General features: G+C 68.6%; 8 protein-coding genes. 2 read left to right on the forward strand and 6 right to left on the reverse strand.

The annotated features are described in order from the left end of the window. Positions 1 to 2: 2 nt before the first annotated feature. Positions 3 to 830: a protein-glutamate O-methyltransferase CheR gene (locus tag SFY69_06635; GenBank protein ID MDX2131709.1), complete on the reverse strand. Its 828-nt coding sequence runs from the start codon at positions 828 to 830 to the stop codon at positions 3 to 5. Between the two features lie 30 nt (positions 831 to 860). Next, positions 861 to 2,777, reverse strand: a complete 1,917-nt coding sequence (locus SFY69_06640) for a methyl-accepting chemotaxis protein (GenBank protein ID MDX2131710.1) — start codon at positions 2,775 to 2,777, stop codon at positions 861 to 863. 293 nt (positions 2,778 to 3,070) lie between these two features. Between SFY69_06640 and SFY69_06645 the strand changes: the two genes are divergently transcribed. Both SFY69_06645 and SFY69_06650 read left to right on the forward strand, forming a co-directional pair. Continuing rightward, on the forward strand, positions 3,071 to 5,605 hold the full coding sequence (locus SFY69_06645) for a chemotaxis protein CheA (GenBank protein ID MDX2131711.1): 2,535 nt from the start codon (positions 3,071 to 3,073) through the stop codon (positions 5,603 to 5,605). 23 nt (positions 5,606 to 5,628) lie between these two features. Beyond that, positions 5,629 to 6,207, forward strand: a complete 579-nt coding sequence (locus SFY69_06650) for a chemotaxis protein CheW (GenBank protein ID MDX2131712.1) — start codon at positions 5,629 to 5,631, stop codon at positions 6,205 to 6,207. Between the two features lie 173 nt (positions 6,208 to 6,380). On the opposite strand, the gene SFY69_06655 is transcribed toward SFY69_06650, so the two are convergent. The 4 genes from SFY69_06655 to SFY69_06670 form a co-directional block, all read right to left on the reverse strand. Beyond that, complete coding sequence (locus SFY69_06655) at positions 6,381 to 7,856, reverse strand: FapA family protein (protein ID MDX2131713.1); 1,476 nt, start codon at positions 7,854 to 7,856, stop codon at positions 6,381 to 6,383. 32 nt (positions 7,857 to 7,888) lie between these two features. Further along, complete coding sequence (locus tag SFY69_06660) at positions 7,889 to 8,266, reverse strand: response regulator (protein ID MDX2131714.1); 378 nt, start codon at positions 8,264 to 8,266, stop codon at positions 7,889 to 7,891. A 23-nt stretch (positions 8,267 to 8,289) separates the two neighbouring features. Next, entirely contained in the window at positions 8,290 to 8,805 is a 516-nt protein-coding gene (locus SFY69_06665; protein MDX2131715.1) for a chemotaxis protein CheX, read from the reverse strand. Between the two features lie 459 nt (positions 8,806 to 9,264). Beyond that, positions 9,265 to 10,216: hypothetical protein (locus SFY69_06670; protein ID MDX2131716.1), on the reverse strand; the 952-nt coding region annotated here is incomplete at its 5' end.

Consider the following 10,216-nt stretch of genomic DNA (forward strand, 5'->3'; position numbering starts at 1 on the left):
GTTCATTCCTTGACGTACACCGACGGCTGCACCGAACGGAACGGCACGCCCAGACCGGCGAGGGTCTCGGCGCTGCCGACCGCGAGGATGCCCTGGGGACGCAAGAGGTCGTGGAACCGGCGGACCAGCCGGCGCCGGGTCTCGGCGTTGAAGTAGATCATCACGTTCCGGCAGAAGATGACGTCGAACGGGCCTCGCATCGGCCAGGCGTCCATCAGGTTGAGGCGTCCGATCGTCACGAGTTTGCGGACCTCCGGCGCAACCTCGAGCATCGGCGGGGATTGCCCGGGCACGCTCGAGAAGTACCTCTCCGCGAGCTCCGGCGGCATGCCGTCCATCGAGTCGGGCGAGTATCGGCCCGCTTTCGCCTGTCCGACAGCGAAGGTCGAGAGATCCGTGCCGAGGATCCTGACGTCCCACGCCCGGATGTCGGGCAGGCTCTCGAGAGCGTTGATCGCCAGCGAGTACGGCTCCTGGCCCGTCGAGCACGCGGCGGACCAGACCCGGATCCGCCGTCCCGGGGTCGTGAGGTTCTCTCTCGCCAGCGGGGTGTAGAACTCGCGCTCGAGGTAGGCGAAGTGCTGCGGGTCGCGGAAGAAGCTGGTGACGTTCGTCGACAGCAGGTCGAAGAACAGCAGCATGTCCTCGTCGGTCGCGTCGGTCTCGAGGTGGTCGAGGTAGGCCTCGGGCGAGGCGAAGCGCGACTTGCGGAGGAATGAGGCCAGGCGGCTGGACACCAGCGGGAGCTTGACCGGGGTGAGGTGCAACCCCCACCGGGCTTGGGCCAGGGCCGCGATGCGCTGGAACTGTGATTCGGCGAGCGTCCGCATGGGTCGTTGGGTGAGTCCTGGCCGGGCGGGTTAGAAGTTGGCGAGGGCGTCGTCGTCCGGGGTGAGGGGGATGGCGCGGCCGGGGTCGTCGGCGGGTCGAGGTGCTGCCGCGGCGGCGGCGAGTGCGGCGCGCTTGGTGGGGGCGTTGGAGGCGGAGGCGCGTGGGGCAGGGCGGCGTGGCGCGGGGCGGGCGGGGTGAGCGGGGGCGTGGGGCGCTTGCGGGCGCGGGGCGGGGCGTTCGAGCCGTGCGCCGCCGGTCTCGGCGCTGGTCTTGAACTGGCTGACGAGTTCCTGGAGGGAGACGACCTGGGAGGCGGTCTCTTCGGCGCCGGAGGCGAGTTCCTCGGAGTTGCTGGCGTTCTGCTGGGTGACCTTGTCGAGCTCGCTGACGCCGGTGTTGACCTGGCTGATGCCCTTGGCCTGCTCGCCGGAGGCGGAGGCGATCTCGGCGAGGAGGGTGTTGACCTTGCCGGTGGCGGTGGCGATCTCGTCGAGGACGGTGCCGACACGGGTGGCGATCTCGACGCCGGTGTCGGCGCGTCGGGTGGCCTGGTCGATCATGGCGGAGGTGTTTCGGGCGGCCTCGGCGGAACGCTGGGCGAGGCTGCGGACCTCTTCGGCGACGACGGCGAAGCCCTTGCCGGCCTCGCCCGCGCGGGCGGCCTCGACGGCGGCGTTGAGGGCGAGGAGGTTGGTCTGGAAGGCGATCTCGTCGATGACCTTGATGATCTTGGCGATCTCGGTGCTGGACTGCTTGATCTCGTTCATGGCGGCGGACATCTGACGCATCTCGGTCTGGCCGCGGTCCGCGGCGGCCTTGGATGTCTCGGACATGGCGTTGGCCTGGCGAGCGTTCTCGGCGTTCTGCTGGGTCATGGCGGACATCTGCTCGACCGAGGCGCTGATCTGCTCGAGGCTGGCCGCCTGCTCGCTGGCGCCCTGCGCCAGCGACTGGCTCGCCCCCGAGATCTGCGATGCGCCGGCGTCGATCTCGCCCGCGCCGGACTGCACCTGCACGATGACATCCTCGATCTTCTTGACGAACGCGTTGAAGTAGCGGGCGACGGTGCCGACCTCGTCGGTGCTGGAGTCGTTCAGGCGGACGCGCAGGTCGCCCTCGCCGTCGGCGATGTCCTTGAGGCTGGCCGCCAGCGTGTTCAGCGGGCGACCCAGCCAGCGGCGCAGGAGCACGACCATGGTGAAGATGCCGACCGCGGCGATGGGCAACGTCCACAGTGCGGCGCTGGCGACGAATGACGCGACCTCGTCCTCCAGGCGCTGCAGGGGCTGCGAGACGACGAACGCGCCGTGCATGTCGCCGGGCTTCCAGTTCTCCATCGGGAAGCCGAGCAGGTCCTTGCCGTCGCCGGTCGGGCTGGTGGCGGGGTCGCCGTGGCAGACCATGCACGAGGAGTCGAGCATGATTGCCCGCATGTAGACGAGCTGCTTGTCCTTGGCATCTTCGCCCCAGAGCTCGGCGGAGCCGCCCGACTGGACCTGGCGCGTGAGCTTCTCCAGCAGTTCGTGCTGGTACTCCCCGGGCTTGGGCTCGTTGTCCTTGTTGCGGGCGTCGAAGGCGCGCACGACGAACTTGACGTTCTCGCGCTTGGCGGCCTCCTCCGCCGCCTTCCAGCCGGCGACGATGGGCACGGTCTTGAAGAAGCTGGTGTCCGAGTAATGGCGTCCCTTCTCGCGGGCGTCCTGCAGTTCCTCGATGAGTTTCTCGGTGTCGAAGGAGCCCGCCTTGTGCAAGGCGGAGACGTGGTTCTTGGTCTCGTCCGCCAGGGCGGTGAAGACCTTTGACTCGGTGACCAGGTCTTCCTTCACGGTGTGCTCGTGCTTCAGGATGAGCACGTAGGACGTGATGCCCATGACCGCGAGGAGGAGCGCGGTGCTCAGCACGATCAACCGAGTACTGATGTTCGCGGCGAGGAGTTTCTTCAGCATGGCGTTCCCCACGAGTGCGATGCGGGCATTGCCCGACGTTTCCTTTGCCCCGGCGCCGGTCAACGTGCCGGCCACCTCAACGGGCGGCGTGCGATCGAGCGCGCGGGCGTGGACGCCCGCGGCGAGTGGACCATCGGACGCGGAGCGTTGAAACTTTGCGATCTACCGCGTGGAATTCGCTTGTTTGTAGTCGGTTACGACCCTGTGCAGGGGAGTCGTCCGCGGTGCAAGACGGTGAACTCGGGGCGCCGTTCGACCGACGATAGAGCACCCTTCCAGGAAGAACGCCACCCGTGACGATTACCCCAGCCATCGAGCAACTCGCCAAGACGTCGGTGCTCATCGACGAGCACGATCTGCCCGCGCTGGTGGAACTGCACGAGCGGATGCGCGGGGTACTCCGCGAGTTGGAGGCTGTGGATCTCGCGGCGGTCACGGACTGCCTGGAGCAGTCGGACGGGCTGCTGCAGCAGATCATCTACCGGGAGACGGAGAACGCGGCGGCGGCGCTTGACCAGATCCGCGCGGGGATCGACTTCGCGCAGCGCGCGGTGGCGGCGGACGAGGAGGGCAGGCCCCTGTCGGAGGTCGGCGCGTCGCCGTTCGAGGCCTCGCCCGCGCGGCGTGAGCCGATCGATGCGGAACTGCTGGCCTCGTGGATCGCGTCGTGCGCGTCGGGGCTGGGAGAGATCGAGGGGCTGGCGGTGTCGCTCGACACCGGGTCTGCCCCGGCCGACGCGATGGCGGAGCTTCGGCGCAGGCTGCACACGCTCAAGGGCGAGTGCGGGGTGCTGTCGCTGCGCGAGGCGCAGCAGCTGTGCCACGCGGCGGAGACGATGATCGATTCGTGCGGCGCGGCGCTCTCGCGCATGCAGCCGGTGCTCGAGGTCGTGGACTGGATGCGCGGGTACATCGGCACGCTGGCGAACGACGCGCTCGCGCCGGCGCCCGAGCACCGCCCGCTGCTCGAGACGCTGCGTCGCCTGGGCGAGGCGTGCGCACTCCCGCCGGCGTCGCCCGCGGCGGAGGCGTCCGACCCGGTTCGTCCGGCGCAGGCCCCCGCCGAGGCGGCGCCCGCGGTGGGCACGCCGGTGGACCTGTCCGTTGACCCGGCGATGCAGGGCACGCTGCAGGAGTTCCTGTGCGAGGCGCGCGAGCACATCGCGCAGTCGGAGCACGCGCTGCTGGAACTGGAGAAGCACCCGGGCGACCGCGAGAACATCAACACGGTCTTCCGTGCGTTCCACACGATCAAGGGCGTGGCGGGGTTCCTGAATCTCGCCCCGGTCGTGTCGCTCGCGCACAGCACCGAGTTCCTGCTGGACGCCGCACGGTCGGGGCGCGTGACGCTGGACCACGCGAGCCTGGGCCTGGTGCTGCGCAGCTGCGACATGATGGCGGCGCTCATCCGGGCGCTCGAGGGCGGGGGGGCAGCGCCGACGGGCGAGCAGCTCGGGGTGCTCATCGCCGAGGTGGAGCGCGCCACGCGCGGCGAGCACACGGCGAGCACCACCGGCACGCCCGCGACGCCGGCCCGGGAACATCCCGCGGCGGGCGATCCGGCGGGGTCAGCCCCGGCGCCCGAGGCCCCCGCGGGGCCGACCCCCGGAACGGCGCAGGCGCCGAACGCGATCGCCAAGCGTGCGGACCAGACCGTCAAGGTCAGCACGCTGCGCATGGACGCGCTGGTGGACATGGTGGGCGAGCTGGTGATCGCGCAGCAGATGGTCGTGCAGGATCCCGCGGTGCGGGGGCTGCGCGAGCAGCGCGTGAGCCGCAATCTCGCGATGGTCGGGAAGATCATCCGCGACCTGCAGGAAGTGTCGATGTCGCTGCGGATGGTGCCGGTGAAGGCGACCTTCCAGAAGATGGGACGCCTGGTGCGCGACGTGTCGGCGAAGTCGGGCAAGCGCGTGACGCTGCACACGGAAGGGGAAGACGTCGAGATCGACCGCACGGTGGTCGAGGAGATCGCCGACCCGCTGGTGCACATGATCCGCAACTCGTGCGACCACGGGATCGAGCCGGCGGACGTGCGCCGGGCGGCCGGGAAGCCCGACGGGGGCAACATCTGGCTCCGCGCGTACCACTCGGGCGGGTCGATCCTGGTCGAGGTGCAGGACGACGGCAAGGGGCTCGACCGCGACCGAATCCTGGCCAAGGCGATCGAGCGGGGGATCTACACGGCGGACCGCCCGCTGCAGGAGATCCCCGACGCGGAGGTGTTCAACCTCATCTTCCTGCCCGGGTTCTCGACCGCCGAGCGCATCACCGACCTGTCGGGGCGCGGCGTCGGGATGGACGTCGTGCGCCGGAACATCGAGGCGCTGCGCGGCACGATCGACATCGACTCCAAGCCCGGGCAGGGCACGCTCTTCACGCTGCGGCTCCCGCTCACGCTGGCGATCATCGACGGGATGGTCGTGCGGTCGGGGACGCAGCGGTTCGTCATCCCGACGCTGTCCATCGAGCGCAGCTTCAAGCCCACCCCCGCCCTGGTGAACACCGTGCTCGAGCGCGGGCGGATGGCCCGCGTGCGCGACGGCCTGCTCCCCATCTACCGCCTCGACAGCGTGCTGGCGGGGCGCACCAGCACCGACACGCCCGCGGACGAACTGCTCGTCGTGGTCGAATGCCGCGGGACGCGCGCGTGCCTGTCGGTGGATGAGATCATCGGGCAGCAGCAGGTTGTCATCAAAGGGCTCGGCCAGGGCACGCACACCATCCCGGGCGTGTCGGGCGGGGCGATCCTCGGCGACGGGCGCGTGGCGCTCATCCTCGATGTCGGCGGCATTCTCGGAGGGGCGGCCAGCGCGGCGGCCTCGTGAACTGTTCCGTCCAGGAGTCTTCCATGTCCAGCTTGACGACCCAGCCAACCAGTGCCACCAAGGTCCGCAACGCCTCGCGCACGGACGACGGCAATCACGACAAGTTCCTGACCTTCTGCCTCGGCAAGGAGGAGTACGGGCTGCCGATCCTGAGCGTCCGCGAGATCATCGGGCTGATCGACGTCACCCCCCTGCCGCAGACGCCCGCGTACGTCAAGGGCGTCATCAACCTGCGGGGGAAGATCATCCCGGTGATGGAGCTTCGGGCTCGCTTCGGGCTTCCCTTCGTCGCGTACACGCCCGAGACGTGCATCCTCGTGGTCGAGGTCGGCGGTGAGGCGGACGGCAGCGGCGCGTTCCAACTAGGCATCATCGTGGACTCGGTGCGCGAGGTGGTGGACATCAGCCGCGGGAACATCGAGCCGCCCCCGAACTTCGGCACGTCGATCCCGCTCAGCGCCATCCAGGGCATGGGCAAGGTCAAGGACAAGGTCGTCATCCTGCTGAACGTGAACAGCGTGGGTGCGAAGCAGGACCTGGAGAAGCACGTGGCCGACGCGCAGCCGGCGCCGGCGTCGGACTCGATCCGGGCGGCCGCCTGACGACATTCGCGGGCGTGTGACCGGGCGCACCGCCGAAGCGAGCGCGCGCCCGCGTTGCGCGCTGGCCAGCCGTGCGCGCTGGCATGCTTGGTGCGACGGCGTCCCTTGGTGCGACGGCGTGCTTGGTGCGATTGGTCGCTGGGCGGGCCGGCGCTCCTGCTCGTCGCGTCGACTCACGCCGCCAGGCGAGCGGTGGATGGCGATTCGGGCGTCGCGGCGGGCGCGGGCAGGGTGGTCACTCGGGCCAGGTCGGCGAGCGGGCGGGATGGGCCCGAACCGATGCGGCACAGGAGCGCGCCGGAGGCGTCGGTCTCGATGTGCAGGGGCCCCCGCACGGCGCGCGAGAAGACGGCGATGCTCGCGTCCACGTGCAGCGACACGCCGGCGTGGATGGTGTGATGCACGACGATCGACGGCCTGGGGCGCCCGCGGTACAAGGCCTCGAGCTGGGCCAAGTCCGCCTCCGCCGCGACGATCGCGCGACGAATCTCGCTCAGTTCGTACGCGACCTCGGTCAGGCGTTCCTTTTCGGCGGCGCACGGGCGGGGGTTCACGCGCAGCATGAGTTCTTCTTCCGTGCACCGCGCCAGGCGCGCGCGGGCCGCCGTCACCCGACGCATCGCCCCGGCGAGCGCGGCCCGGTCCATCGGGAGGTCGCCCAGGCGGACGACCGTCGGGGTGCCCGCCTCGCTGCCCAGCACGCGGACGTCGAGCGACGAGGCGAGGGCCAGCGTCCCGCCGAGCACGGTGCCGGCCGGCGAGCGGACGCTCCCGCCCACCGCGAGGCGACAGGCGATGAGTTCGCGCTCGACGAACAGGTCGCCCTTGATGGTGCCGCTGACGGCGTCGAGATACGCGACCCGCGCGGTCCCGCCCACCTCGAGCGTGCCGCGCCCGTCGCCGGCCATTCCGCCCGGCGCGTCGAAGTCGCCCGCGCATTCGATGGCCGAGGCCTCGGCGAGCCCGCCGACGCGCAGCGCGCGTCCGGCCTTGACGCGAAAGCCCGCGCGCACGCCCCCGGAGATGTAGACGTCGCCGGCGAAGTCGATGTTGCCGCTGGAGAAGTCGACCGGGCCGTTGATCTCCAGGGCCTGCGAGACCTCGACCTCGCCGTCCCGGAGCGTGAGCACGCCCTCGCGCTGCGCGATCACGCGTCCGTCGGGATCCACGCTCAGCGACGCGTGCAGGCGGACCGCGGCGGCACGCCCCGGGGTCGCGCGAATCGCGTTGCCGCGGACATCGCAGCCGTCGATGCCCTCGGTGGGCGGGTGCAGGGTGCCGACGACATCGCCCGCGCGCACATGGAGGTAGCGGCGTCCGGCGTGATGATCGACCGACCCGGAGCCGGACTCGGGCGTGCTGGGGGGCGCGTCGGGCGCGTATCCCTCGGCCCATTCCAGGCGCCCGTTCGTGCCGGGTGTGGGAGGGATGGCGCGCGCGATCACGATCGGGGACGCCTGGGCCGTGTCCGGGCGAATGGCGCCGATGGCCTGACGAACCTGCGGGGTGAGAGCGACGCCCGCCTGCTGAACAAGCATGAGCAGCGAGGACGGGGAAAGCAGTGCGCGGTCGCAGCCGGGCGGGACGAGCAGGCACGCCTCGGTGGCGTCGTGAGAGATCCGGATCGTGATGTCCCCTGAAGAGGTCACAGAGAACTCCCTCGGCTCGGGAACGTGGAGCGCTACGCCGCCTTGACGGCGGCCTTGGCGAGCGTGATCTCGATGATCTTGGAGAGACCCTCGGGGGTGAAGGGCTTGACGGCGTAGTTGTTGACGCCGGCCTTGATGGCTTCCATGACCCGTGCCTTTTCGGCTTCGGTGGTGACCATGATGATGGGAGTCTGCTTGCCCTTGGCGCGGTAGGTCCGGACGAAGGTCAGCCCGTCCATGATGGGCATGTTCCAGTCGAGGAGGATGATGTCAGGGCCGAAGGCGTCGACGCGGCTGAGGGCGTCCTGCCCGTCCCCGGCCTCTTCAACGGCCTTTGCGCCGAGCGTCTGGACCACGCCCTTGACGATGTTCCGCATGGTCTTTGAGTCATCGACGATGAGTACGCGCATGACAGTGGTCTCCGCACCAACGGCTAGGCGGCGGCCTGCCCGGTTCCGTTTGCTGCCGGGCTTGAAACTGACGCATGAGACTTCCCGACCGACTTGAAGGCCACATCGATCACCAGGCGTCCCGCGGGCGTCTGGCAGGGGATGCAGATGCCCAGGGCGCTGGATGGGTTGCGCACCTGGTGGCTGGGGGCGATGATGACGGTGGGGCATCCGATGCTGACGTTGAGCCCCTCGAAGCGGGCCTTGGCGCCCCCGGCGATCATGTTGACGAGCTCGCCGACGGCGTCGGCGAACTCCGCGCACCCGACCTCGTATTCCGTGCCGGTGAACGCGCGGACGATCCCGCTGGCGCACGAGCGGGGGATGCCGATAATGACCGATCCCACGACGTCGCCGGAGAGCCCAATAACGCCCGAGACGTCGTACGTGGGATTCCCGCAGATCACGCTCGGGCGATCGAACGAGATCTCGAGATTGAGCATCGTGGTGAAGACCGCCTTGGCGGCCTCGACGAAAGCGTTGATGTGTCGGGCGTCCATGGCGGGTGTGTGGAGAGTCGCGAGGTGAGCGGTCGGGAGGAAGCCGGGCCGGCGACGCTCGCCGGCCCCGATGCCCGTGAGGAATCGACCGCGACGGGCGGACGATTCACCACTCGGATCGAGAAAAGCGGCAAGGGCGCCCGTGCGGATGACAGAATCCCACCGCCAGTTTGGGTGGGTCGCGCGATCGGGCGAAGCGGAGAGGGGGGGAGTCGATGGGCGGGGCCTTGCCTCCGAGTCGCCGATCGTGCATGTTTGCCTAAACCACTGCAAAAACAGGCCTTCGGAGAAGCGGTTCGAATAGCCATCTCTTGGATCGGCGCGATTCGGAGCTGCTGTTCTGGGGACACTTTTGGGGACACAACTGGCCAGTTCACCGATTGACAAAGGACGCGGGCCAATCAAATGCACATGCCATACCACCTGAGTCCTCAAGGTTCGTCCGGATTGAGCGAGGTGTCATCGTGAAGACGCTACTTCTGCTGCGCGTGTGATGCTGCGAATCAGCGATTGCTTTCCTCGCCCTGTGCAGGGGAACCACGGTGTCGCTTCGTTGCAAAGGGCACGGACATGGCGCCCAAACTGAGTACGAACCATCGAACTCAGCACGACCGCATGCACATGCGGCAGCTTCCGCTTGACGTCCTCTACCCACGTATGCCAGTTCGAGGTCCAACCCGGGAACAAGAAGTCAAGTGTGAGGTTGGGCATGGTCTTCGCGAATACCTGCCGGATCAAACCTTCGTACTGCTGCTGAGTCTCATTGCCGCCGATGTAGAGCAGCCTCACGGACTGAGCCGAAGCGGTGCCATTGGGCTGGGATGCGTTGGGTTGGCCGCTGCTCTCCTGACCCAACAGTTCGTCTAACCGATCGCAGTCCACTGATCCGACTTGGTACTCACGCAGTTGCTCAACAATTTGCTGAGCCTGTGCAGAAGCAAGAGGAGTGCCGATCTGGCGAAGCCTGTAGAACCGTTTCTCGAGAATCTGAGCAGCTGTGTCAAGATCACCGTCGAGTTCGAGCATCCTGACTCGCGCAGTCTCCGCGTCCTCGGGATCCCACGCGGGCGAGTACGCGGCGGGCTGATCGAGCAAATCGCAAAACTCAGCCCGGCGATTCTCAAGCTTCACGGCGATTCGTTCGAGTTGATCAAGGGCGAGCTGCGCGAGTTCCAGTTCGCCCGCTCTTAGCGAGCTTGCCAGTATGCCTTGGCTCCCATCCCACTGGTGATCGATGTTGGTCTGGCCGTCGCGCAACCATTCGAAGTACACGCGGCGAAGCGAAGGGCTCCGCTCGTAGAGCTTCGTGTCGGCCAGCAGTGTGGGTATTCCTCGCTCGCGTGCCTCAAGTAAGTGGCGACAGGCTCTTTCGGCGAGGGAATGATCTGCGAACATGCTCGCCGCCCGGACA

This window comes from Planctomycetota bacterium, from assembly GCA_033763975.1.
Lineage (GTDB): Bacteria > Planctomycetota > Phycisphaerae > Phycisphaerales > UBA1924 > RI-211.

Excerpts from the sequence above, each read along its gene's own strand:
- SFY69_06635 (MDX2131709.1), bottom strand. The coding sequence starts at position 830 with ATGCGGACGCTCGCCGAATCACAGTTCCAGCGCATCGCGGCCCTGGCC.
- SFY69_06665 (MDX2131715.1), bottom strand. The coding sequence starts at position 8,805 with ATGGACGCCCGACACATCAACGCTTTCGTCGAGGCCGCCAAGGCGGTC.
- SFY69_06660 (MDX2131714.1), bottom strand. The coding sequence starts at position 8,266 with ATGCGCGTACTCATCGTCGATGACTCAAAGACCATGCGGAACATCGTC.
- SFY69_06650 (MDX2131712.1), top strand. The coding sequence starts at position 5,629 with ATGTCCAGCTTGACGACCCAGCCAACCAGTGCCACCAAGGTCCGCAAC.
- SFY69_06640 (MDX2131710.1), bottom strand. The coding sequence starts at position 2,777 with ATGCTGAAGAAACTCCTCGCCGCGAACATCAGTACTCGGTTGATCGTG.